The sequence below is a fragment of the uncultured Roseobacter sp. genome (assembly GCF_947491795.1).
Taxonomy (GTDB): domain Bacteria; phylum Pseudomonadota; class Alphaproteobacteria; order Rhodobacterales; family Rhodobacteraceae; genus Roseobacter.
In genome coordinates, this window is record NZ_CANLKW010000003.1 from 519,107 (window position 1) to 545,849 (window position 26,743).

Here is a 26,743-nt window from a genome sequence, read left to right on the forward strand (position 1 = left end):
AGAGCCGTTCACGGCGTATCGCCCGAATTTGCAGGCGGTGCGGGCGGTGCGGTTTCCCGGACGCCGCGCGCAATACGTCTGATCCCCCGGCGCTCCGGTTCGCCCTGGTTCGAGGCGGCGCGCTCTGCCAGACCTGCCGCCGTTGGATCAATGAAGAAATCGCGGATACCCAGATCAAGCGAAAAACGGTCATTTGCGCGCGCCAGAGCCCGCGCGGCCAACAACGAATGACCCCCGGCAGCAAAGAAGTTTTCATGCGCCGCGACCTCATGGCCCACCACTTCGGAAAAGACGCCTGCGATATTCTGTGCAAGTTCATTATCGGCATTTGCCGACCTGGGCACCTCAGGCTCTGCTCCGGCTGTGTCAGCGCTCAGGACCAGAGCGGTACGGTCAATCTTGCCCGATGGTGTCTGCGGCATCTGGGCCAGGATGATGATACGTTCAGGAACCATATGCGCAGGCAGCGAGGCGGAAAGGGTTGCGCGTATCATTGCGATATCCGTGTCGGCATCCCCGTGCGCCGTGATCCAGGCCCATAATCTGGTACTGCCGTCCGGCCCCGGAACACCGGCAGCTGCAACTGCAGCAACCCCATCCGTTGCCGCCAGGGCCGCTTCAACTTCGGCCGGGTGTACCCGCATCCCGCTGATTTTCAGCTCATCATCCATACGGCCCAGTATCTCAATGCGCCCGTCTGTACGCCGGCGCGCGCGGTCGCCGGTGGACAGCAGCTGCAGCGTGCCATCAGACGTGTCGAGCGAAACGAACCTGTCTGCATCCGGGCTGTTGTCGTGAACAATCCCAATGCATGGCGCCGCACCACCTGCAAAAAGCTCACCCGGAACGCCGTCGGGAACGGGCTGACCCCTGGCGTCAAGAATAACGGTCTCAACACAGCTGATCGGCGCCCCCACCGGCACCGGGTCTGTCATCGCTTCCGGGTCCGGATCAGTGTCACAACACATATCCCAAGCCTCTGATGTGCCGTAAATGTTAAAGAGCCTGGCCTGCGGAACAGCGCTTGCAAACCTGCGGGCCAGCTCGGCTGGCAGTTTTTCTCCGGTGATGAACCAATGGGTCAGCTGTGGCAGCCGGTCGCCCGGATCAGGGACCGCTTCGAGCAACAGCCGCAGATAGGACGGGGTCAGCCACATACGTGTCACACCGTCCTGCGCCAGCTGATCGCACAGTGCGCCCGGCTCCAGCAGCGTTTCGGTATCTACAATCGTGGCCGGACGCAGAGCAATCAGTGGCCCCGCAAGCTCCCAAAGAGAGTCGATAAAACTGGTAGCTGTTTTGACGGCCTCCACCTCATGACCGGCGTGCGGAAACGTCTGCCACATCCAGTGCAGGCGGTTCAGAACCTGACGGTGCGGCGAAACAGCGCCGCGCGGCTGCCCGGTGGATCCGGAAGTATAGATGATATGGCTGGGATCCTCTGGCGACAGCGGAACAGCTGCAAAAGGAACAACCGGCTCAGACAGGTCGCCGATTGCACTATTGACGTTCAGCCTGGGAATAGTCTCCGGCAGACCTTCTCCCGTGTCATGCCGGACGATCAGAAGCGACGCTCCGGCGTCACCCGTCATGAACGCTAGTCTGGCAGCCGGATAGGCCGGATCAAGCGGCAGATAGACGGCGCCTGTCTTCCAGATGGCCATCAGCGTGGCGGCAAGCTCGACAGACCTTGGCAGGCAGACGCCGACCACATCGCCCTTACTGATACCTGCCCCGGCGAGTGCTGCCGCAATTCTGTCAACGCAGGCGGCAACCTGTCCGATGGTGGCACAGGCCTCACCTATATAGAATGCAGGCGCGTCCGGGGCCTCCTCCGCCGCCTGTGAAAACAGCGCCGTTACTGGAGTTTCCCCCCACGTCGCATTAATTGACATTGGGATCCGGGGGTGCTCACCCTCCAGGAGAACATCCAGAGAGGCAATTGGCGTTTGTGGCGCCGCTATAGCCTGGCGCAGCAGGTATTCCAGCCGCTGGCTGATCCTGTCGACCGTCTTCCGTTCAAAAAGGTCAGTAGCGTATTCGTAGGTAAAGTGCAGTTGTCCGTCCTGGACATAGGCCGTGACCGTCAGATCGAACGCTGCAGCCGAACGCTGGTAATCTATCATCGCCGAGCCACCACCCGGCTTGTCCTCTGTCGCGTTCTGCAGTTGGAAGACAATCTGAACCAGAGGGTTACGGCTCAGATCACGCGGCGGGCTGAGCTCCTCGACCAAACGTTCAAAAGGCAGGGACTGGTTCGCATAAGCGCCCAGCGATGTCTCGCGCACTTTCTCAAGGGCCTGTGCAAACGTTGCGTCTGCGGGAAGTTCGGTACGCAACACCAGCGTGTTCAGAAAAAACCCGATCATCCCCTCGATCTCGGTGCGTTCGCGATTGGCAATGTAGGTTCCAACGGCGATGTCCTCGCTGTCAGACAATCGCGCCAGCAACGTTTTGAAACCGGTCAGCAGGGTCATGAACAGCGTGACGCCCTGCGCCCTCGAAAATGCTTCCAGCGCTTCGGTCAGATCGCGCGGAAAGGTACTGTTGTGGAACGCGCCCGTGTAGCTCTGGACAGCGGGCCGGGGAAAATCCGTCGGAAAATCCAGCGGTTTCATGTCGGACAGTTTTTCTGCCCACCACTCCAGCGCGCCGGAAAATCCGCCGCCGTCCCCTTCTCGCCGCTGCCAGGCTGAAAAATCCCCGTACTGCAGTTCCAGCGGTTTCAGTGGTGAGGGCCGGCCATCGGCAAAAGCCTCGTAGAGCGCCGTCAGTTCCCGGCTGAAAATACCCATCGACCAGCCGTCAGCCAGAATGTGGTGCAGGTTGAGCAGCAACAGATTTCGTCCAAAGGTCAGGCGCACAAGACGGGTTCTCACAAGCGGCCCGCGCCCCAGATCAAATGGCTCGGTTGCACAGGCCTTGCGAATATCAGCAAGGCGTTTGTCGCGCAGGCTGGCCGGCAAAGTGCTCAGGTCAATCTGTTCAAGCGGCACATGCAGTTCTGTCGCCACTTTCTGAACCGGCTCGCCGTCCACTTCGACAAAGGTCGTACGCAGCGATCCGTGCCGCTCCACCACCCCGTTGATCGCAGCTTCCAGTACTGCGGTGTCAATCGTTCCCAAAGGCAGTGCGGCCTCGACATTATACGCCGGGCTGTCCGGCGCCAGCCTGTGCATGAACCACAACCGTCGCTGTGAGTAGGAAGCGGGATATGTGCGCGGCAGTCTGCGCCCGCCTGACAACCGCTCGCGCAGCAACCTGCGTTTTTCTTCTGTCGACAGTTCTGCTGTGCTGTCCGTCATGGAACGTCGTCCCCTGTCTCTGCCTCCAGCAGTGCCAGAGCACGTTCCAGATCCTCTGCGTTCATAGTGTCGATATCGGGCTCCTCCAGCGACGCGGTGATTGCCGGGGACTGATCACCAGCTTTTGCGCGCTCGATCTCGCCGGTCAGACCGGCAACCGTGCCATTTTCAAAAATTGCCCTCAGCGGCACGGTCACGCCGAATTCGGTTGCGATACGGGAAATGACCTGCGTTGCTTTCAGTGAGTGCCCGCCAAGGCGGAAAAAGTCGTCATCCAGTCCGACCTGCGGCACCTGCAGAACCGCGCAGAAAATCTCGGCGAGGCGCTGCTCGGTATCTGTCCGGGGCGGACGCGCCGGGCCCCGCGTGGTCGTCATAACACTGGCCGCAAGCGCTTTGCGATCGACCTTGCCGTTGGCATTCAGCGGCATCTGGGACAGTCGGACATACCCCTGCGGCAACATATAGTCGGGCAACAACTGTTCCAGATAAGTCCCCAGTTCAGTTTCCAGCCTGCGCAGACCGCGCCCGCGTGCCGGGTTGCTGGTCAGGCACGCGTCCGTTCCAGGCGGCACAGCGGGCATCAGGGTGCCTCGGTCCAGGGTGTCCGCAGAAAGCCGCAGGTCAAAACAGGCCGGATCCGCATTCCACACAATCTGAACGCTCAGGCCTGCATTGTCGCAGGCACGCCAGACCGCTTCCGGTGAAATGACTGTGCTCTCTGCCCCATTGTCAGATCGGACAAGCGCATCGACCGGCACACCAACAGGCGCGTCCCGTAACATCTGCATGTCGCCCACGGCCTGCGCGGTCCGTGCGTTCGGAACCCCACGAACAATCAGATCGGGCGATCCCTTTGCCGGTGCACGGTCCAGAACATCATCAAGCGTCGTAACATCCCCGCCCCAGGATATTTCGGCAACCGTTCCGGGATCAGTTCTTTCTCCGGGCCGCAGCACCACATCATACCGGAAGCGCGCCAGCTCGTTATGGCCCTCGCCACGTTTGAGCTGAATGGACACATCGCCGAGACCGGCAAACCGGTCGCGCAGCCCGGTAAACCAGTGCGGGTCCAGCAAAAGCTCCTGCTCCTCTTCGACACGTCTCGTGACTGCGCCCCAAACAGCAGAAGCGGCGGCGGCACCGTCGGCCCGGTTCAGCTCAATCTCTGTCTGAAACGCCTCAAGCAGTCCCAGATGGCGGATGTCGCCAAGAAACACAGCGCCACCCGGCCGCGTCACGCGCAGCAGCTCTCCGATCAGCGTTTCCAGATATTCCGCAGACGGAAAGTACTGGACCGTCGAGTTCAGAACGACTGTATCAAAACTGTCATCTGCTATATCAGCAATCGCCTCGGCGCTGCCCTGCCGGACGGAAATGTTCGTCAACTCAGACGCTTCAGCCGTGCTGCGGACATGTTCGAGAGCACGCTCAGAAATATCAATCCCCAGGATCGATTTCACATGCGGCGCCAGCGGGAACATGATCAGACCGGTACCACAGCCAAACTCCAGAATATCGCCGCCACCGAGTGCCAGAATACGATCACAGGTCTGCCGGACCTGTTCCGCCATGTCATCCTCAGACAGCAGCGCCCCGGTTGCGGTGTCGGTCCAGCCGGTTATGTCAAACTGTGCATCCTTGTCCGGTCCGGCACCAACGTCCTGATAGACGACCTCGTCATAAATCTTTTGCCAATAGGCCACCGCCTCATCCTCGGTTTCGGAAACGGTATCGGCGGCATCATCATCGGACACTGGCAGGTAAAACGCCATGACACGGTTGTCGGCGGACCCATCACTGCCTGGTGCTTTGCTGATCAGAGCCTGTGCCTCTGCAATGCGGGGGTGTGACTGCAGTGCTGTGGCGATTTCATCGGGTTCGACGCGGAACCCGCGGATTTTCATCTGGTCGTCATATCGCCCCAGAAAATCGATGGACCCATCATGGCGCATGCGGACCCTGTCGCCTGTGGCATAAAGCCTTTCGCCCTCTCTGAACGGGCTGGGGCCGAATTTTCGAGAAGACTGATCGGGATCACCCAGATAGCCCAGAGCAACCCCGGGGCCGCCCAGAAACAGCTCTCCGGGAACGTTGCGCGGAACAAGGGTGCCTTGGCGGTCCAGAATATACGCCGTTGTGTTCACAATGGGCTCACCGATCGGCACGTTGACCAGAGGCTGATCAAAGTCGCCGATCTGCCAGGTCGTTCCCAGGGTCGTTGCTTCTGTTGGCCCGTAGGCGTTTACAAAGACGTCCGGGCGGCCCGCTGAGACGACACGGCGTACACAGTCCGGTTCCAGACGCGATCCTCCTGTTATCAGGGTTTTGAGCGGCGCGAAAATGCCCGGGGCTTCTTCGGTCAGCCGGTGAAAGAGGGCGGTGGTCACAAAAATATGGTCAAAATCGCCCGCAGTGATGCGTTGTCCGATCTGAACGGGAGACAACAGTTCGTCCCGTTCGACCCCCACAAGACGGCAGCCGTTCAGCAAGGCGGTCCAGACTTCGAGGGTTGCAGCATCGAAGGCGCAGTTTGACGCCTGGGCGATACCATCCCCCGGACAGGGTCTCCAGAATTCCTGGACTGTGGCGAGCCGCACAATGCCCTCATGCGGAACGAGCACGGCCTTTGGTTTGCCGGTCGAGCCCGAGGTGAACATGATATTGGCAACATCGCCGGGCGCGGTAACAGTTCGTTGCCAGGGGTCAGCCTGCAGCCAGTCAGAGATATCAGCAGACAAAACAGGCCTGTCGCCGCCACCGGGTATTGCGGCATGGTCCGCGTCACTGACAACGGCGGCTGCATCGATTGACTCCAGCAAACCCTGTACCCGCGCAATGGGGGTATCTGTGTCCAGCGGTACATAGACAGCCCCCAGCTTCAGTATCCCCAGCCAGGAAATGACCATTTCCGGCGATCGCGGCAGAAAAACACCAACATGATCGCCTGCAGCGACACCCATGTCAGAGAGCCAGGCCGCGACACCGTCTGATGCGCGATCAACCTGCGTATAGGTGCAGGTGCGACCATGCCAGTCGAGTGCAACGCTGTCTGCGTAACCAGCGGCAATCTGCTCGAAACATTCGACAATACCAGCATCCTGCGGCCAGGGCCTGTCCGACTGGTTCGTATTTTCCATCAGCCAGTCAAATTCGCGCTGCGACATCACCCCCGCTTCGGCCACCGGCTGATCAGGCATGGTCAGAAGCTGATGCAACAACACCTGGAACTGTTCGGCCATCAGCTCGGCTGTCGCGTGATCATATAGGTCCGTGCTGTATTCCAGCTCGCCCGCATAGCCTTCGTCTGTGTCCCAGAGATCCAGCCTGAGATCAAACTTCGACGTGCCGCGCTGACGCTCCTCGGGTGTTTTGTTGCCCACGGTCCGGTCGGGCGCCGAGAACAGCTGAAACACAACCTGTGCCAGCGGGTTCCGGTCTCCGCGCCGCTGCGGCGCCAGTTCTTCGATCAGCCGGTCAAAAGGAAATTCATCGTGCGAGAATGCCTCAAGGCAGGTGTCGCGCACCCGGCTGACCACTTCGCGGAACGTCGGCTCTCCGGACAGATCGCCGCGCAACACGAGCGTGTTCACGAAAAACCCGATCATGGCTTCCAGCTCGCGGCGCTCCCGCCCCGCCGAGGGCGCTGCCACCAGGATGTCGTCCATGTCCGAATACCGGCCCAGCAACACCATCCAAGCCGACAGCAGAACCATAAAAGGCGTGTAGCCTTCTTTGGAACAGAGCGCCTGGATATGACCCGCGTACTCCGCGTCCAGTTCAAATGGCACAAACGCCCCGCCATATGTGGGAATTGCAGGGCGCTGGAAGTCGACAGGCAGTGACAGTTCCGGCGCGTCCTTCAGCTGGGTCCGCCAATAGTCAAGATGTCCTGCCATGCGTGTGCCATTCAGCAGATCACGCTGCCAGACGGCAAAGTCGCGGTACTGCGTCGTCAGATCCGGCAGCGTGTGTGGCCGGCCTGTTACCAGAGCCTGATATATTTCCGTAAGCTCACGCCCCAGAACCTTAAGAGACCAGCCATCGCAAACAATGTGATGAAGTGTCAGCAACAGCAGATGGCGCGAAGCCGACAGACGGACCAGCCGCGCAACGGCCAGAGGCCCCTGCATCAGATCGAAACTGCGCGCCGTTTCCTCGGCGGAAAGATCGCCCAGCATCCGCATCACAACAGACTGCGGACGCCCGGACAGATCAATGCGTTCCATCGGAAATTGCGGCTCACGGTGCAGGATCTGCACCGGCTGTCCGTCTTCTTCGGCAAAAGTTGTGCGCAAAGCATCATGCCTTCGGGCAATTTCGAGAAGCGCATTTTCCAGATGGTCCGGGTAGACCACGCCATTCAGCGGAAGCTCCAGGCTGACGGTATAAAACGGATTTCCCGGCGCCAGCCTGTCCAGAAACCAAAGACGCTGCTGCGCAAAGGACGCAGGCACCGGGCCGTCATGATCCAGCGCAGGGATGCCTGTATCAACGGGCGTCGAGGCATCGCTTTCACCACGCCGACGCCGCAGCAAGGCAAGGCGCTTTTGTTCTGTGGTCATGGGGGACTGCAGGTTTTTATTCATCAGACAGGCTTTCAGGTTGTGCCAGAAGGGCGTCCAGTGCGGCGTCATCAAGGTCTTTTGTTGCCTGGTACTGCCCGGCGATGGACCGGGCGTCAGGGATCTGATCTGCGATGCAGGCGGCGAGTGTTTCCGGGCTGGGGTTCTCGAACAAAAGCCTTAGCGGCAGCGCATCGCCAAAAAACTCCCGCAGGCGTGCGACGGCCTGGGTTGCCAGAAGAGAATGCCCGCCCAGGGCGGCAAAGAAATCGTCTTCCCTGCCGACCTGCGTGATCCCCAGCACCTGGGCAAAAACATCCGCGATGACCTGTTCAAGGGCATCTGACGGGGCTTCAAAAACAGTCTCCCGCACCGGTTCATGCGGCATGTTCCGGGTCAGCGACAGATAATCCAGTTTGCCACTGGTAAGCGTCGGCATCCGGTCCAGAACAGCCACGCGCGCAGGACACATCACGGGCGGAAGCCGCTCCTCCAGCCAGGCGCGCAGTTCCGGTGCCAGATGCGCGGTCAGCGCCCGCAGGGTTGGCTCCGTTGACAGGGTCAGGCTGGTGTTTCCACGGCCCGGCCGGGCCGCATCAATACTACCGGCGAGTGTTCCGTCATGCACCACCAGATCAAAGCAGTCGGGATGCCCCCTGCCTGGCAGCAGCTCGGTCGTCAGACCTTGCTCTTTGGCCAATTGCACAAGGGCGCCTGGAAAAACCGCGTCCCGGGACGCTTGTTCAGCTTCCGCCAGCAGCTCTCGCCGCGTCGCGGACGGATCAGCCTCGCGTATCAGATGCGACAGGGCAACATCCCTTGCCACGCGGGCGTTTGGAATACCGTGGACGGCAATCGGGCAGGCGCGGTTTGCAATGGCCTGGCGAATGCCCGCCAGGCTCGTCTCTCTGCGACGCCAGTTAAGCCATTTCAGGCGCGCAGGATCAGCAGCGTCGCCGCGCCGGATCGACACGTCATAGCGATAGGCAAAAAGCTCGTTTTCATCCGACGCATTTTTCAGCCGGACGGCGACATCGCCCTGTATCTCTCCGGCACCCAGCCGGTAAAAAAACTCCGGATCAAAAAGCAGCTCTTTTTCCTGAGAACAGGCAGCCTCGATCCTTTTGCGCAGATCATCCACTGTTGCACTGTCTGACGCACGCTCCAGTTCGGCAGCCGTATGAAATGCACGCAGAAGTCCCAGCGGCCGGACATCCCCGATGAACAGTTTTGCGTTTTCCGGCAGACGCGAAGCGTTGCTTTCAAGCACGTCACGCAGATGTTGTGCGCCCGGCAGGTACTGGACGACCGAATTCATGACAATCGTGTCACAGCCCTGCAGACCGATACCATCAGTTTGGTCCGCGGCCGCCACATACAGGTCGACATTGCCCGGATCGTTCTGCGCCACCCATGCGCTCAGCCGCCCGATCACAGGTGCCGACAGATCACAGCCGACATAGCGCACGCAGTTACCGGCGAGACGGGACAGGATCAGACCGGAGCCGCAGCCGATTTCGAACACGCCCTGCGGCTCCAGCGCCGCGATCCGTTCTGCTGTCTCATCTGCCCAAAGGCGCATCTGCGCGGTTGGAATAGGCTGTCCGTCAAAGCTGCTGTTCCAGCCCGTGAAATCATTGACCGCGTCCTGCGGAACATCATCGCCATCGGCATAGACAACCTCATAAAGGCTTTCCCAGTCGGCGACCGCTTTTGCCTCTGTGCCCCTGCGCAAAGTCTCACAACGCGGGTCATCGCGCAGGGTCACAAAGGCTGCCAGCGCTGGCTGGTCCCGCTCGGTGTGCAGCACAACGGCAGCCTGTTCCACGAGTTCGTGGCCGGACAGCACTGCTTCAATCTCGCTCAGCTCTATCCTGTTGCCGCGCAGTTTGATCTGTCGGTCCCGCCGGCCTGAACAGCGCAGCACGCCGGCGTTGTCATACCAGCCCATATCGCCGGTCAGAAACGCCCGTTGACCCGTCTGTGACAGGGTGACAAATGACGCCTCTGTCAGATCGTCACGCCCCAGATACCCATTGGCCAGAGGTGCCCCTGAAACAGCGATTTCACCCCGCATACCAGGCGGACAGATCAGGCCATTCTCATCCACAACCAGTACTGTGCAATTGTGAACGGGGCGTCCAATCGGCAGGGGGTCTTGCTCGTCCGGGCTGACAGCATGCCAGGTGACATCGATAGTGGCTTCTGTCGGTCCGTACAGGTTGATGATCTGTGCATCACCGAAAGCCGCTCGCAGGCTGTGGCTCAGTTGCGCGGTCAGCGGCTCGCCCCCGCAGCAGAGTATCCGCACCGCCGCACCGGCCCGCGACAGATCCTCGTTGGCCAGCATATGTGTCAGCAGTGACGGCACACACTGAACGATTGTGGGCTGCATATCCTCCATCGCCTTTTGCAGCGCAGATGCGTCGGCCGCATGGAATTCAGGCGGCAGACACAGTGTCGCCCCCGTGGTCAGCGGCAGCCAGAATTCCCAGATGGACGCATCGAACTGCGCGGGTGTCCGTTGCAAAACCCGGTCGCCGGAATGTGCGGAGAATGCCTCCTGCATCCATTGCATGTGATTGGCCAGTGCGCCGTGCGAGACTTCCACGGCTTTGGGTACTCCTGTGGAACCCGATGTAAACAGAACGTAGCAGATCTCCTCCGGTCCAACCGCGGGAAGCGCGGCCAGCGGCTCGCATGCAGACGCAAACTCCAGCAGGTCACCGACCCGACCGCTGGCACCGTGCTCGTAGGCCGGGCCTTCGTCTGCGGTGATCATAATCCGGGGGCTTGCTGCATCGGCCATGGCTTTGAGCCGTCCTGGCGGGACAGCCGGATCAACGGGCAGATAAGCGGCCCCAAGTTTCAGCGCCGCCAGCATACAGATGACAAATGACCGGTTCCGCGGCAGGGCCAGACCCACAATATCGCCTTGCGAAATGCCAGCCTGCTGAAAGGCCGTCGCCACCTGATCTGACTGCAAATCCAGCTGGGCAAATGTCATCTCGCCGACTTCGTCCTGCAGAGCAGTCAGGCCTGAATGCTCCGCCGCTGTTTCGCAGAACCACGCATGCATGCTTTCAAAGGGTTGGTTTGTGGATTTGCCGGTAAGTCGCGAAACAGCACGCCTGCTGAACTGCGCGTCACAGACCGGCAGGTGCGACAGTGTCAGTTCCGGATCAGCGGCGGCTGCCACCACCACCAGGCGAACGGCTTCAGCAATACGCGCTACCGTTTCGCGGTCGAACAGATCCGTCGAATATTCCATGCCGCCGATCAGACCGTCCGGCGTTTCCCAGAGCGAAAACGCCAGATCCAGGATGGCGGAGCTGCGTTCAACCCGGCGAAAATCCTGCCCACCCGTGACCGGCCGCTCGGAAACGCCCGGCGCGTTCTGGATCTGGAAGGACACCTGAAACAGCGGGTTGCGGCTCAGATCACGGTCGGGGCGCAGCTCTTCCACCAACCGCTCAAAGGGCAGGTCCTGATGGGCATAAGCTTCCAGGGTTGTGTCACGCACCCGCGCAAGAATTTCAGAAAACGCAGGGTCGCCGGACAGATCACTGCGCAGCGCCAGAGAGTTGACAAAAAACCCGATCAGCGGTTCCAGATCAGAATGCGCACGATTGGCAATAGGGGCGCCGACAACCACATCCCCCACCCCGGCATAGCGCGCCAGCACCGATTTGAACGCCGCGAGAAGTGTCTGGAACAGAGTGCATCCGTGCTCGCGTGCAAGCCTGCGCGCGGCATCTGTCGTCTGTTTGTCAAAGTCGACGTCCAGAAAATCACCCCGGAAAGTCGCTGCAGGCGGTCTTGGGCGGTCTGTGATCAGCGGCAGGTCCTGCGCGCCGTCGAGCTTGTGCCGCCAATACCCCAGCAGCTCTTCAAGTGCCGTGCCAGACAGCCTGTCCCGCTGCCATTGTGCAAAGTCACCGTACTGGATGTTCAGTTTCGCCACGGTAGCTGCCCTGCCCTCCTGCCCTGCGGCATAAAGCTCAGTCAGTTCTCGAAACAGTACCCCCATAGACCAGCCGTCCGCCGCCACATGGTGAACGGTCAGCAGCAATACGTGACGGGCGCGTGACACCCGTATCAGTCGGAACCGCATCAGCGGCCCGGTGGACAGATCAAATGGCAAGGCGGCCTCGCTGGCAGAGATATCATCCAGCGCCTTTTCCGCCGCAGCGAGACCGCCGGTGGATAAATCTGTGATTTCGAGCGGACGGTGCACATGCGGGCGCACAATCTGACAGGGCTGCCCGTCAATTCGCTGATAAACCGTGCGCAGGCTCTCATGCCGCAGGACAATTGTGTTGAGCGCTTTTTCAAGGGCATCCACGTCAATCTGACCGTTCAGCGGGACCGCCGCCGGTATGTTATAAAACGAATTGCCGGGTGCCAGTTCCTGCAAAAACCAGATGCGTTGTTGCGCAAACGACATCGGCATCGGTCCATCGCGGGCCGTGCGGACAATCCCGGGCACCTGTGTTCTGTTGTGCTTTTTTTGCTGCAGGCGCTGTCTGAGAAAGGCGCGCTGATCCGAACTGCGGTCCTTTCGCTCGGCAGATTTCTCTTTGGGGCGCAATTCTTCTTCGTCGTACATCAGTCTTCTTCCCTGCTGCCAGGCTCGAACTCGGCCAGCAGTATGTCCTCCAGCCGCGCGGCCAGACCGCGTACAGTCGGGTTTTCAAAAATGGTCTGCAGCGGCAGGTCGATATCCAGCGTCTCGCGCAGCCGCGTCACGACCCGGGTGGCATGCAATGAATGACCGCCCATATCAAAAAAGATACCATCCGGCGGCACCGAGGACTGGCCGAGAATTTCTGCGAATGTTTCGGCCACGAGGTCTTCAACCTCTGTCAGCGTATCGGATGATCCGGCCCCGGTGTCAGGCAGGGGCGGCAGGGCAAGCAGGGCCGCGACATCAACTTTTCCGTTCTCACCCAGTGGCAGCCTGTCCACAGGAACGATGGCCGACGGACGCGCCTGCGCCTGCAACCGCCCTGCCAGGGCACCGCGCAACAGCGACACATCCGGCGTCTCATCTTCGAAAACAACAAAGGCAATCAGGGCCTTTTCGTCCGCCCCGGCACCGCGCACAGCCACCACACAATCGCGCACGCCCGGGTGTTCACGGATCTCACGCTCGACTTCGCCGGGTTCAATCCGAAAGCCCCGGATTTTGACCTGCCGGTCGCAACGGTCCAGAAATTCAAGCTCTCCGTCAGATGTCCAGCGCACAAGATCTCCGGTGCGGTAGACCGTCCCGCCATCCGGATCAACCGGGTCGGGAACAAACCTGCCATTCCCTGCCCTGTCACCCAGATACCCCGGCGACACACCTGCCCCGCCAGCGACCAGTTCGCCGGGAATGCCTGCTGGCACCGGATGGCCCTCCGGATCCAGAACCCGCAGCCTGGTGCCCGGCACAGGCCGTCCGATACGGATACCTGCGTCTGCCGCATCAGGGCGGTCCATAACGGAAAAGCATGTAAAAACAGTATTTTCCGTGGGGCCGTAGCCGTTGATGACTGTTCCGCCGCGTTGCAGGATGCGTCGCACCGCCTGTTCAGACAATACATCGCCGCCGGCAAACACAGCCTGGAGCCCGGCGAGCCTGTCCGGGCAAACTTCGCTCATCTGACTGAACAGCCCGGCAGTGAGCCATGCTTTGGTCACACCCGCCTTTCTGATCCAGACATCCAGTTCCTGAGGAGACAACTGCCCCTCTGGCGCCAGCGCGATGCAGCCGCCCCCAAGCAACGGACCCCAAATCTCAAACGTCGACGCGTCAAATCCAAGAGGCGCAAACCCCAGCATCGTCTCGCCAGGGGCAAAGGAAAAAGGTGCTCCACCCCGCATCAGCCGGATCACTGCACGGTGCATGGTGGGTACGCCCTTGGGCGTTCCGGTCGAGCCGGACGTAAAGGCTGCATAGGCGATGGACGCAGGCCTGACCAAGCTCGGATCTGTGTCGCCCTCAGCATCAGGCACATCTGCAGACATGCATTCAAGGCCCAATTCCAACCATCTGTCCGCATCACCTTCCGCGATCACCAGCTTCATCTCTGTGGTGTCTGCGATGGCACGCAGGCGACCGTCAGGCCAGGCCGGATCAAGGGCAACATAGGCAGCACCTGCTCTGACGATCCCCAACAGACTCACAATCCGGGCGCGGGTACGCGGCAGCGCAATACCGACATACTCTCCGGGCTGAATAGCGGCCCTGATAAGTGCCCCGGCAATGGCACCGGACCCGGCCTCAAGATCGGCGTAGGTCATATCGCCTTCGACATCGCGCACTGCGGGCGCATCGGGGTAACGCTTTGCAATCTGCGCAAAGAGCTCAGGCAGTGTGGCGTCTTCCGGAAAGTCCTTGCTGCCTTCAGCCCATGAACCCAGCAGGGCCTCCCGCTCGGCGTCGGTCAGCATGTCGATCTGCGCCAACGGGATGTCGGGCTGCTGCAGTGCTCTTGCCAGCAGAGTATTCAGATGACCTTCCAGGCGGGCTATGGTTTCGGGCTCATAGAGATCGCGCGCGTATTCTATGCGGCCTTTCAGAACGCCGTCCTCTTCCCAGAAGTCGAGTGTCAGATCAAAATTAGCAAAGCCTCTGTGCAGATCGACCACTTCGATGGACCCGGTCTTTGTCCGCTCCAGCGGGTTGGAAAGATACTGGCTGGTCACACGAAACAGCGGGTTCAAGGACAGGTCTCTTTCAGGGTCCACCAGTTCCACAACCCGCTCAAAGGGCAGGTCCTGCAGCGTAAGCGCCTCGGCGACGGAACGGCTGATCCGCTGGGACAGTTCGCGGAACGTGGGATTGCCGCGCAGATCCGCACGCAGCACAAGCGTGCGCACAAAAAACCCAATCAGCTCTTCGAGATCGGATCTGTCGCGCCCTGCGGTGGGCATCCCGATCATGAAATCTTCAGCCCCGCCATATCGCCGCAGGACCTCTGCAAAACAGCCTGTGATCAGCGCATAGGGGGTCGCAGCGAATTCACGGCTGTGCTCCCGGCAGGCCCGGGACACATGCGCTGGCAGGACAAAGCGGTGATGCGCGCCGGGCTGTGTGCTGCCCGGACGCCGCGGGTGATCCGAGGGCAGATCCAACTCGCATGTTTCTGCCAGATAAGAGCGCCATCCGTCGATCAGCGCGTCTTGTCTGTCGCCTTCGACCTGGTCACGCTGCCAGGCGGCATAATCAATGTATTGTATAGGCAGATCCGGCAACTGAGCAGCGCGGCCAGACACTTCGGCCACGTAAAGCTCCAGCAGGTCCCGCACCAGAATGTTCATCGACCAGGCATCTGAAATGATATGATGGATGGTGATCAGCAGAACGCTGCGGCCCGCTGGCATCAGCACCAGCCCGACCCGCAGCAAAGGCGCCGTGCCAAGCTCAAAAGGGGTCGCTGCGTCCTGCTGGGAAAGGAGCGCCAGCTCTGCTTGGGCTTCTGTTGCGCGCATGCTCCGCAAATCAGCCATCTGCAGGCAGGATGGCACGTCTTCGACAACACGCTGCACCGGTTCGTACCCATCCCAGTCAAAACAGGTGCGCAGCGTTTCGTGCCGCATTGTCAATGCCACACAGGCCGCCGACAATGGCTCGGGCAACAGCGCAAAGGGCGTTCTGAGCGCGGCATGCAGATTATAAGCCGGATTGCCCGGTGCGATCTGATCCATCAGCCAGAGGCTCTGCTGACCGTGAGAGCAGCGGAAAACGTCGGGTTCTGAATGCTGGTGATGCACGGTGGTCATGCCTGCCAGATGTCCTTTCGTGCTTATTCGCTGCCCTTTTGCCCCGGCTCATCGCTGTCAGAGACACGCGCAACGCTGCCGTCCGGGGAAATTGCAAAGGCCTCCTGCCGGGCATCGCCGCGCGCAGTGCGCCGGGTGAAGGATTTGACCATCGTGCGATCGGCTCCACGGCCAGACGTCACCGGCTTGCTGTCAGACGCATCCTGAGGCTTTTTACAGATCGACTGGTCCAAAGCTTCCGCCAGGTCTTCGGCCTGCAGGATCACAGCGCCGATACTTGCAACTGTGACCACAAGGTTGCCGCGCAAAAATACGAATGTCCCCTGGCCGGGCACGGCCTCGGCCTCGGCAAAGCGCGGCGGGATGCGCAGCAGATCCGCAGGATCACGCTGAAACCGCGCCAGTGTTTCCATGAAAAGCGCGCGGCCCTGGCCGGCATCTTCTGTTTCCAGAATTTCGATCCGGGCCATACTTTCCGAACCTGTGGCCTGCGCGTTGACCTGGATCAGCCGGACACCCCGCCCGGTATCGATTTCCCGCGCACGGGCAAATATCCAGCCGGGCAGCATATCCGCCGTGAATCCAAAATTGCGGACCGAGATTTCCTCCTCTGGGGCGGGCGCAAAAGCCTCCTCACCCACAGCCTGACCAACGGCATCCATCTGTGCCCGGGACGTCGCAGTAAAATCGGTGTCGCTCATATCAGTGCGCGCCTCCGTCGCTCTTCAGGCAGGGGGTGGCAGATCAGCAGGGACTCCGGTGCTGCAAGCATGCGCCTGTAAAAGGTCTGCCATATCGAACCAAACGGAATGCCCGCGGGCAAAAGCGGCACGGGCAGATGGGCAAAGGGCGACAGGTTGCTGTCGACAACAACTGAAGCATCATAGATCGCGTCATCCTGTTCGCAGTCGCCACTCCAGCCGACTTCGTGAAACATGAACCCAAGACCCAGATTGCACGGGCTGCCCCAGGAACTGTGGCCGATGGTCTGGCTGTCGCGCAGCATAAAGGCGGGCACATACTGGCCCATACGACCCTGCCAGAGGTCCGCGCCCAGCAGATTGGCAAAAGTTGATACGGCACAGGCGCAGTCTGTGCAGTTCACGTAGGGCCCGTTACCCAGTCCTCCGCGCGCGCGCTCCAGAAAGGCGGTCAGATCGAAAATCCCCATGGGCGTGTTGGTGTACATCTCACGAGCACCCACCGGGCAGCCATACTCGATCTGGCCATAGCCCATAGCATGTACACCTGCGCATATCATCGCAGCCACATCCCGCTTCAGCCGTGCACCCGATGCCCAGCTGCAGGCGAGCTCCAGCGCACCCGACCAGGGCAAAGCACTGTTCCAGACTTCTGCGGGCTCCTGCAACCAGGGGGTCGCCGGCAGATCAAGCGTGGTGAATATCCGGTGGAAGGAGGTGTCAAAGTCCTGCCAGCGTGGTGAGGTCGCTGTCCGATACTGCCAGCGCCAGGCGATCTCGTGAATGCCGACGGCACTGGCCCGCAGACGCCCGCCATTCAGCTTCAGAAAAACCGCGCCGCTCTCACCGTCCGCACCGATTGTGACCGGCGTTGGTGGAATGCGCCCCAGGATCGGCGGGGCGTCGGCTGCCAGTTCGGCAAGAGATGCGTAATAGCGCGAAAGGGTTGGATTGATCGGTGCCCAGCTGTCTGCCAGAGACCTCAGCAGAGCTGTGCGCGGATCGGCGTCTGACAGACGCGGTTGAGCCGGAACGGCCTGTATCTCCAGCCTTTGTGGCGGCAGCCCGTTCCAGGAAAAATTCGCAAAAATGCCGAGGGCGCCAGGATCAATGTGACGTGCAGCATAGGCGATGGGCAGTTCAATCGGCAGTCTGACCGAAGTGCGGGACCATTCCGGCCCGACAATGGCCTCGTCATAGTCGATGCGCAGGTTCAGCGCGCTGCCACGTTTGTCTGTGGCGTCGTGATTGAAAAGAAGCTGTTTCAGCGAAGCGGACACTCAAATACTCCCACAACTGGGGCCTGCCAGCCCGGTTACTCTTGCTTCTTCGCACCTGTCTTGCCGGTCGCCCGGGTTCCGTCTTTTGCGGCAGTGCCGGATTTTGCCGGGCCCGAAGCCGCAGATTTCGTTACTTTGGTTTTGCTTTTTGCAGTGCCGGTTCGCGCAGGGGTCGGTTTTTTCTTAGCCGCAGCTGGCCTGGCTGCCGCTGCTTTCTTTGCTGCCGGTGCTGCCTTTTTCGTTTCAGCAGGCTTTGCCTTGGCTGGTTCCGGCACGTTAACCCAGCTTGCCCGTGGCATGCTCGCGGTACTCACGGACATCGCTTTTGTCGCCCGGGCGGTGTCGGCTGCAGACCGTGCCGACGCCGCTGCAGGTGCGGGTCTTGCGACGGGTTTAGGTGCGGCAGCTACCGGCGCCGGGGCCGCCGGCTTTCGCGTGGTCGTCGCAGTGGACCGGAACTCACTGGCCGGGGGTGGTCTGCCCGCGCCGTCGCCACCGTCCAGTTTGTCCTGCCAGAAGTCGGTCGCGGCTTGCGCTGCCGTCTGGTAGGCCTCCGCCATATCCTCGCTGACAGCCGTAATCTCGGCGCTGAAGTCCATGACCGTCGCATTCAGATCAAAGGTCTGTGACGCTTCTTCGGCCGCACGGCCAATGCTGCTGTTAAGCTCCTCAGCCGCCTGCTGCAGGCCTTTGCTGATCTCTTCCTGGAGTGCGCTGAGGTGACTGACATAGTCGCTCTGGGCCCCGGAAATCTCACCAGCGAGGCTGTCGTTTACCAGAGTGCTGTTCAGTTCCTGATAAAAGGCCTCAATTGCTTTTTGCGTGGCGCCGGCAGGGTCCGCATCGGTTTGCGCCTCTTCCATTGCCGCACCAAGTCTTTCCTGCGCCGGAGCCACGATGTCAGCCCAGCGCGCAGGATCCACATACTCGCCGTACTTCATTGCAAAGGAATTGAAGGCCTCAACCGTTGGCTCAAGACTGGGGCTGCCAGCATAGACCGTCGATACTGTCTCTGCGTAATTCTGGTAAGCAGCCGTAACGCGGTTGCTCAGATCAGACATGTATCCCTGCTGAACCTGCGTCAGCTTGCTCAGTGCCTCCCGGTACCGGCCATCCAGGGGTTCAAGTGCGGATGTCAGCGCCTCGGCATAGACAGCAAGAGCCTTTTGCTGAATTTCGGCGTGATCAGCAGCCATTTCAGCTGCGCTCATTATATCTGCGGAAGCCACGGCATACTCCCAGAAAAAAGTTCCAGAACAAGTCAGATGCGGTCAGAAAAAACCGCCCGAATTCAGATTTCAGCAGCAACAGAAAAGCCGCAGAAACCAGTGTCAAAATCAACTGTCACGATAACGTGAAGCTAGCATCGCAACCCACGATTCCGCAACAAATAAAGTTAACAAGCCCTACTCCTGCGTGTGTCTTTTCCAACTTTTACGTGTACACCAATAGCGATTTCCTATTATTAACAGGTGCTTAAAAAACGCGCTTATACCCGCAAAGGTTAATTTTTCTGACAGGTTGCAGCATGCGGCGCGGGGCACGTATCACGTAGTTTGGGACCGTCAGATCAGGCAATGTGCACCGCAAAAAGCATTCCGGTACAATGCTTTGTCAACGGCGAACCGCGCGCCAGGCAAAGGGTCTTTTCGGTCAATTTGAGCGGCGTTTCACAACCTGTTGCACGCTGCAGATTTGCAGCAGGTTCGCCGACAGGTTCTGGCCGCGGCGTTCAGGCGTGAATCCGCCGACAGGCAGGCCCGGCCACGTCCGACAAAAGACCGCACGTTCAGAAAATCACGCTCATCACCAGGAGGGATACCACCAGGAACAGGAGGGTCATGATCCCGCCGCTTTTGATGAAATCCGTCACTCTGTAACCGGCGGGCCCCATGATCAGCGCGTTCACCTGATGCGTGGGAATGAGAAATGAGTTGGACGTCGATATCGCGACCGTCAACGCGAAAATCGCCGGATCTCCTCCGGCTGCAACGGCAATCGATACCGCCAGCGGGACCAGCAGAACCGTGGCACCGACGTTGGACATGATGAGTGTGAAAACCGTTGCCAGAACAGCCACGCCAGCCTGCAGCGACCATATGGGCCACCCATCCAGCAGCATCAGGATCTGCTGGGCAATCCAGCCCGCGGTTCCTGTCGTCTGGACGGCCTGGCCAAGGGGTATCAGGCTGGCCAGCAGGAACACGGTGCTCCAGCTTACGGCCTCGTATGCATCATCGATATCCAGCACACCCGTCAGGATCATGCCGACAGCCCCTGTCAGCAGACAGAGTGACAGACGCAGATCGGTGAAGAGGATCAGTGTCAGGGCGATCAGGAAAAACAAAAGTGCCCAGCCGACTTTTTTGGGCCGCAACTCCTCCTGCGGGAAATCCGTTGTAATGACCACAAAGTCCCGGTCCCGGGTCAGACGGGTCAGCGCCTCCCAGGTGCTGTGAATGACAAGGGTATCACCCGCGTGAAAGGGTTCTTCGCCAACGGCGGTTGGCGCATGATCCTCGGTTTCCACATAGCTCATCGTCTCGCCGTCCCGGTGGATCGCCAGCAGACTGGCCCCATAGGTTTTGCGGAACACCAGATCGTGCGCGCATTTGCCAATGACCGAAGAGCCGGGTGGCACAACCATTTCGGCAACGCCGGACTTTGTGGCGGCATAGTCCTCTGCAAAGACCTCGAGGCTGTCGTGGAGGATGTATCCCCCTTCGCGGACCATCTGTTCAATGACTTTGGCCCGTCCCAGAACGGCGATGCGGCAGGGGGCGGTAATCTCGGTCTGAATGACCGGTGCAAACCAGCGTTTGCCCTGGTACGCGCTGCCGATGATATAAATGTGATAGCGCTGCATAACGTCGTCAAAAGTCTCGCCGACACACGGATGCCCGGCCGGAATGGAAATTTCGAAAATGTCCGTTTTCAGCCCGTATATGTTTTTGAGATAGTTCTTCAGGGACTGCCCGCTTGTGCCGTCGCCGACCTTTTTGCCGGCCGGCAACACCCAGCGCCCCAGCAGCGTGAAGTACAGAATGCCGGTCAGAACGAGGCACACACCGACGGGCGTGACCGAGAACAGACCAAAGGGTTCCATCTGCTGATCTGCCGGCAGGGTCTGATTGGCACTGAGCAACAGGTCGTTGAGCAGGATCAGGGGCGAAGAGCCGACCATAGTCATTGTGCCGCCCAGGATCGCACAGAACCCCATCGGCATGAGCAGGCGGCTGAGCGGCAGTTCGGTCCTCACTGAAATCCGGCTGACCACCGGCAGGAAAAGAGCCGCAGCGCCCACATTCTGCATAAACGACGATATTACCCCGACGGTACCGGAGACGATCGGGATAATCCTTGTCTCTGTTTTTCCGCCATGCTTCAGGATCAGCGAGGCGACTTTGCTCATCAGGCCGGTTTTATCGAGGCCCGCACCGATGATCATGACTGCGATGATGGAAACCACAGCGTTGGAAGCCAGACCGTCAAAAAGCGTGCTGACATCTGCGAGCGATCCCAGCCCGGGCAACTGACTGAGCAGGCCAAGCAGAACCATCACGAGGATTGCGGCAAAATCGATCCGGACAATTTCCGAGACGAAGAGAAAAACTGTGAATGCCAGAAGGCCGAGCACAACGGCCATCTCTGTTGTCAGGCTGATCAGTTCCAATGCGTTAATCTCCCCCATGCAATTGTTACTACCAGCAAGCTGTTTTACGCAACAAAACCTTATGGCAAATACTGTGGTTGCGTGTTTTCCGCTGTGCCGGATGTTCCGGAACATCCGGCCAGTGCTGTTCAAACAAGGGCGCTTTGCGGATTCTCAAGGTCACAACGGCGCCTTCATCATGCGCCGGTAATGGCCCGGATGAGCAGTTCATCGGACGCCAACCCCAAAGAGGCGCAGACGCGACGCACGCAGGTTGGCCAAGCCGGCAACCATGGTCGGGTATGCTGTTATCGGATGGGTGCAATTTGTCCGTTTCAGCCACGCTGCGCGATTGCGCAGTGCTGGAACGACGGGTCGAGATGTCACCCGGGCAGCATTTTGCACCGGGGAGCAATGCCAGCGGACTGATTATGCGCCACAACGCGTCACCGTCGCGCGGGCACCCGCTTTGTGCTAGCATATCGCCGGAAAAAGGGGACTTTCATGACAAAATACTTTGATCTGGGCACCTATTCGCGCCCTGCCAGCCCGCATCCGGAAGCTCAGCTCTGGGCGGACAGAGGGCTGATCTGGCTTTTTGCCTACAATCACGAAGAAGCGGTCAAGTGCTTTGAAAAAGCCGTTGCGGCCGACCCGACATGTGCCCTGGCTTATTGGGGGATCGCTTATGGCATTGGCCCGAATTACAACAAGCCCTGGGAGGTTTTCAGCCCTGAAGAGAAGGCTCCCGCCCTTGCACTGGCGCATGCGTCGCTGGCAACAGGACTGGCGCTCAGCCATGCCCGCCCGGAAGAAAGCGCGCTGCTGGAAGCTCTGGCGCTGCGCTATCCGAATAACCCGGCGACCGAAGACTATCAACCTTTTGCAGATGGCTTTGCCGCTGCAATGAAACCTGTCTACGAGACGTTCCCGGATGACCTGGACATCGCCTGCATTTACGCAGAAGCACTGATGAACCGTACACCGTGGAAGCTGTGGGATTTCTGGAAAGGCATTCCTAACCCCGAAGCCTCGACCGAAGAAGCTATGGCGGTTCTGGAACGTGCCTTTGCACAGACCCCGGGTGCCTGGGATCATCCCGGTCTGCTGCACATGTACATCCACCTGATGGAAATGTCGCCACACCCGGAACGTGCGTTGCGCCATGGAGACCGCCTTACCGGGCTTGTGCCGGATGCGGGCCATCTGGTGCATATGGGTTCGCACATCGATGTGCTGTGCGGGGACTTCCAGAATGTTCTGTCGCGCAACCTCGCTGCCGCCGAAGCGGACGAAAAATTCAAAAGCTACGCAGGGGCCGCAAACTTTTACGCGCTCTACCGTATACACAATCTGCACTTTGCGCTCTATGGGGCGATGTTTCTGGGGCAGAAAACTGCGGCCCTGAGCATCGCTGACCGGCTGCTCGCTGAAGTGCCCGAAGAAGTCGTGCGGGTCTATCCGGATCTGTTTGAAACCTTCGTTGCAGCGCTGCCCCATGTCTACATCCGGTTCGGCATGTGGTCAGAAGCCCTGGTGCTGGAACAGCCCGAAGACAAGGAACTCTACACGACAACCAACGCACTTATTCTCTATGCCCGGACCGTTGCGCTGGCAAATCTGGGCAGGCACGACGCGGCGGAGGTCGCGAAATCCGCTTTCATGCAAGCCTATGCCGCCGTGCCCGAAGAGCGGATGCTGTTCAACAACAGTGCACGGGATGTCCTGGCTGTGGCAGAACAGATGATGCTGGGCGAGGTCGCTTTCAAAGCAGGGCGACACCAAGAGGGCCTGGATCATCTGCGGGCCGCGGTCGCGCTCGATGATGGCCTGATGTACGAAGAACCCTGGGCCTGGCCACAACCCACCCGGCACGCGCTGGGGGCTTTGTTGATGGAAGCCGGCATCTGGGACGAAGCGGAAGCCGTGTACCGCGCGGATCTCGGACTGGATGACCGCCTGCCGCGTCCAAGCCAGAATCCGCGTAATGTCTGGGCTCTGCACGGACTGCACGAATGCCTGAGCAGGCGCAATGAGGTCACAGAAATCGTTCACATCAGCCGGCTGCTTGATCTGGCTAAATCGCGCGCGGACATTCCGATCCATGCCAGTTGCCTGTGTCGTTCCGGAGCGGCCTGAGAACAGCCGTTTCAGCGCCCCGGAATACGCGGGCAGCGGTGGGCCGACCTGAATGCGTCGCCGAAACACCGGCAAGGCCTGACATATCCCGATCACCTGGAAATCTGGCCTGGCCGGGTTTTCGCCGCTTTGAGGGGCCTGGCGAAACGACAGCTGTCCGGGCAATGTCACCTGCGCTCATTTTGGTAGTATTTCACATGCGACCGAACTCAACCCGGAGGACAATCAGTTTGTTTGCAGATCGCATGAGCCGCTGTTTTCAGCCATCGAGCGTCAGGGTCACCCGGTCACCGGCAAACCAAGTCCGGCCATATTCGACCGGGTTGCCCTGACTGTCTGCATTCACCCCGGTGGACCGCAAAAGCGGATCGCCTTCGCTGATCTGCAGGTGAAGCGCCTGCGTGGCATCTGCCAGGACAGCCGTAAGGCGCGTGGAAACCCGCGTGTAGTCGGCCACCCCAACGAGATCCAGCGCCTGAGTAACCCCCAGGGTCTGCTGCAGGGCCTGGCCAATTCCAGGCAACCGGGTTTCAGGAAACATGCTTTCAAAAAACGCAATCGGCCTGCCATCCGCAAGGGAGAGCCCGAGGCAGGCGCAGATATGATCTCCTGTGGCAATTGCCAGCGCTCTGGCCTCGCGGGGTGTTGCTGAACGCGTCACCGTCTGGAGCAGGCGCTTTTCGGGATGCCGCCCGGCTGCCAGAAGGTTTTCATGAAACCTCACGCGCTGACCGATCGGATAATCGGTTGGCGTTGCGGCCACAAAGGTGCCCGATCCACGCCGGGTCCGCACCAGGCCCTCATCGCTCAGCGCCGACAGCGCGTGGCGGACTGTATGACGGTTTACATCAAAACGCCCCGACAGCTCAGCTTCGGTGGGCAATCTGTCACCAGACTGATAGCGCCCTTCGGCGATGTCCCCGCGCAGACTGGTCGCAATGGCCTGCCAGATCGGGGTGCGCCGCTTTTTTGGTTTATCGCCTGCCAATGTTCGCAAAGACCCTGTCGGAATGGAGTGATGCCTGATAGGATATGTATAGTTGTATAGATTTCGAAAGAGTTGTCCAGATGCACCGACATGCCGTGAGCGTTTGCCATCAGAACCAGACACAGGGAGCGGCTTGTGCCTGAAACCTGGTGGCTGTACAAAACGCGCCCTCACCCAATCTCAAGGCGGCAATGCCCTAGCACCAGGCCGACAATTTGCCGGGCACACCCAATAAGGGTGCAGCCCATGTCGATGAGTGGATTTCGTTTTCAGTCAGTGCAGGCCGGATACGATTTGTTTCTGAGCCAGCCTCAGAAAGCAATAGATGCAATTGCGGTACGACTGTCCGAAACAACTGTACGCCAAACTGGCCTCACTGATCACCCTCGCTGTCACTCGACCATGGCAAAAGCCTGCGTGACCAGCTCACCGGATGCCTTATCATGACGCGCGGATGTCTTGTTGCAGTGGTCGGTCCCTCTGGCGTTGGCAAGGATACAGTTATCCAGGGCATCGCGGCGGCGGCCCCGTCGCTGAGCATTGTCAGAAGAACAATAACCCGGCAGGCGTCCTCGGGCGGCGAAGAACATGACGCAATCAGCCAGGCGGCATTTGAAAGATCTGCAGCATGCGGCGCATTTTGTCTGCACTGGCAGGCGCATGGCCTGCGTTACGGCATTCCAGGCCGTGTCGCCGGGGATGTTCAGCGGGGCAGGATCTGCGTCGCCAACCTGTCACGCAGTGTTCTGGAGACAGCTGCTACTGTCTTCCCCGCTATTTTCGTGCTGCATGTCACGGCCTCCCCTGAGGTATTGGCTGCGCGCCTCGCCGCACGGGGCAGAGAAAGCGAAACAGAAATCAACAGCAGGCTGGCTCGCAGTACCCTGCCGCTCGCTGACAGCTTGCCCATCGCAAACATCAGCAACGATCGGACCCCGAAAGAAGCGATTGCCGCAGCCCTTTCCGCATTAAGAGAAAGCGGGCTCATCCCGTGAGGTCATTTTCCCGAAATCAAATGAACGCTAAGATCAGCAGTGCAGCCGGGCAAAAAGACCCGGACGGAAACTGTGCTCTTCATGATCAGGGACGCAAACTATTCGCGGCGCTTTCCTCAAAAAGGCATATGAAATGAACACACCTTCGGACCCTTTGCCCAAAGCCATCCCCTCGCGGAGCGGTGAGACCGGCAGTCTGTCTCTGGCGAATGCGCAGCTGGTTCTGCCCGACAGAGTACTGACCGGAAGCGTTACCATTTCAGACGGACAGATCACTGCGATTGAGGAAGGCACCCATGTACCAGACGATGCGGTGGACTGCCACCTCGACTGGGTCATGCCAGGGCTCGTCGAACTGCACACCGACAATCTGGAGCGCCATATTGAGCCGCGTCCCGCCGTTGACTGGCCGCACCTGCCCGCCCTTATTGCGCATGACGCCGAATTGGCCTCCACCGGAATTACCACAGTGTTTGACGCGCTGCGGGTCGGCTCTGTTCACAGCAGCTCGGCACGCTACGGTGCCTATGCGCGCAAAATGGCAAATGAAATTCTCGCAGCCCGCGCAGAGGGGTGCCTGCGCATTAGTCACTTTCTTCATCTTCGCGCAGAGATCTGCTCGGAAACACTGATGCAGGAAATGAGCGAGTTCGGGCCCGCAGACCGCGTCGGGATTGTCAGCCTGATGGATCATACACCGGGCCAGCGGCAGTTTCGCGATATGGCAGTCCTGAAAAACTATGTGTCCAAAAGAAGAGGCCTGTCAGACAATGAATTCACGGCCCATGTCGCGCATCTGCGGGAGCTTCAGAAACATTATGGTGACCGACACGAAGCCGGTGCCGTGATCGAGGCGCGGCGGTACGGCGCAGCCCTGGCCAGTCATGATGACACAACTGCCGCTCAGGTGGCCCAATCTGCAGACAAAGGGGTCACCTTTGCCGAATTCCCCACAACAAAGGAAGCAGCCGAGGCCTGTGCCGACAAAGGGATCGCCGTGATGATGGGCGCGCCCAATATTATCCGCGGGGCCTCTCATTCGGGCAATGTCTCGGCACGTGAACTGGCAGGTGCAGACCTGCTGGATATTGTATCCTCAGATTATGTGCCCTCTGCACTGCTGCTTTCTGCGTTTTACCTGGCTGAACAGTGGCAGAGCCTGCCCCGCGCAATCCGGTGCGTTACCGAAAACCCCGCCAGAGCGGCCGGGCTCGCCGATCGTGGCAGGCTGGAGACCGGGCAAAGGGGTGATGTGATCAGAGTGTCTTCGCATGCGGGAACGCCGCTGCTGCGCGGCGTCTGGTGTCAGGGCGTCAGGGTAAGTTGAGAGAAGGCGGCAGTGACCCCG

12 protein-coding genes are annotated in these 26,743 nt (G+C 59.9%); 3 read left to right on the forward strand and 9 right to left on the reverse strand.

The genetic code is table 11. The annotated features are described in order from the left end of the window. Nucleotides 1-8: 8 nt before the first annotated feature. From Q1A34_RS14300 to Q1A34_RS14335, 8 genes are all read right to left on the reverse strand, one after another. Nucleotides 9-3,305, reverse strand: a complete 3,297-nt coding sequence (locus Q1A34_RS14300; RefSeq protein ID WP_300035381.1) for a condensation domain-containing protein — start codon at nucleotides 3,303-3,305, stop codon at nucleotides 9-11. Further along, on the reverse strand, nucleotides 3,302-7,894 hold the full coding sequence (locus tag Q1A34_RS14305; protein WP_300035384.1) for a non-ribosomal peptide synthetase: 4,593 nt from the start codon (nucleotides 7,892-7,894) through the stop codon (nucleotides 3,302-3,304). The genes Q1A34_RS14300 and Q1A34_RS14305 overlap by 4 nt, the downstream gene beginning before the upstream one ends. Continuing rightward, the gene (locus Q1A34_RS14310; RefSeq protein WP_300035388.1) at nucleotides 7,887-12,479 is read right to left on the reverse strand and encodes a non-ribosomal peptide synthetase; all 4,593 of its coding nucleotides are present in this window, start codon (nucleotides 12,477-12,479) and stop codon (nucleotides 7,887-7,889) included. Before Q1A34_RS14310 ends, Q1A34_RS14305 begins: the two co-directional genes overlap by 8 nt. Next, on the reverse strand, nucleotides 12,479-15,640 hold the full coding sequence (locus tag Q1A34_RS14315) for an amino acid adenylation domain-containing protein (protein WP_300035391.1): 3,162 nt from the start codon (nucleotides 15,638-15,640) through the stop codon (nucleotides 12,479-12,481). Before Q1A34_RS14315 ends, Q1A34_RS14310 begins: the two co-directional genes overlap by 1 nt. A gap of 23 nt (nucleotides 15,641-15,663) precedes the next feature. Further along, nucleotides 15,664-16,341 carry a hypothetical protein gene (locus Q1A34_RS14320; RefSeq protein WP_300035394.1) on the reverse strand — a complete coding sequence of 226 codons (678 nt, stop codon included), beginning with the start codon at nucleotides 16,339-16,341 and terminating at the stop codon, nucleotides 15,664-15,666. After that, nucleotides 16,338-17,621, reverse strand: a complete 1,284-nt coding sequence (locus tag Q1A34_RS14325; protein WP_300035397.1) for a hypothetical protein — start codon at nucleotides 17,619-17,621, stop codon at nucleotides 16,338-16,340. The genes Q1A34_RS14320 and Q1A34_RS14325 overlap by 4 nt, the downstream gene beginning before the upstream one ends. 35 nt (nucleotides 17,622-17,656) lie before the next feature. Continuing rightward, nucleotides 17,657-18,832, reverse strand: coding sequence for a hypothetical protein (locus Q1A34_RS14330; RefSeq protein WP_300035400.1), 1,176 nt, complete (start codon nucleotides 18,830-18,832; stop codon nucleotides 17,657-17,659). 578 nt (nucleotides 18,833-19,410) lie between these two features. After that, complete coding sequence (locus Q1A34_RS14335) at nucleotides 19,411-21,312, reverse strand: SLC13 family permease (RefSeq protein WP_300035403.1); 1,902 nt, start codon at nucleotides 21,310-21,312, stop codon at nucleotides 19,411-19,413. Nucleotides 21,313-21,777: 465 nt separating this feature from the next. Here Q1A34_RS14335 and Q1A34_RS14340 point away from each other — a divergent pair, with 465 nt between their 5' ends. Further along, on the forward strand, nucleotides 21,778-23,412 hold the full coding sequence (locus Q1A34_RS14340; protein ID WP_300035406.1) for a hypothetical protein: 1,635 nt from the start codon (nucleotides 21,778-21,780) through the stop codon (nucleotides 23,410-23,412). A 259-nt stretch (nucleotides 23,413-23,671) separates the two neighbouring features. Here the strand turns inward: Q1A34_RS14340 and phnF are convergent, their stop codons facing one another. Further along, entirely contained in the window at nucleotides 23,672-24,400 is a 729-nt protein-coding gene (phnF, locus tag Q1A34_RS14345) for a phosphonate metabolism transcriptional regulator PhnF (protein WP_300035409.1), read from the reverse strand. A 443-nt stretch (nucleotides 24,401-24,843) separates the two neighbouring features. On the opposite strand from phnF, the gene phnN reads away from it, so the two are divergent. Further along, nucleotides 24,844-25,395, forward strand: coding sequence for a phosphonate metabolism protein/1,5-bisphosphokinase (PRPP-forming) PhnN (phnN, locus tag Q1A34_RS14350; RefSeq protein WP_300035412.1), 552 nt, complete (start codon nucleotides 24,844-24,846; stop codon nucleotides 25,393-25,395). Between the two features lie 133 nt (nucleotides 25,396-25,528). Next, the gene (locus Q1A34_RS14355) at nucleotides 25,529-26,722 is read left to right on the forward strand and encodes an alpha-D-ribose 1-methylphosphonate 5-triphosphate diphosphatase (protein ID WP_300035415.1); all 1,194 of its coding nucleotides are present in this window, start codon (nucleotides 25,529-25,531) and stop codon (nucleotides 26,720-26,722) included. Nucleotides 26,723-26,743 lie beyond the last annotated feature (21 nt).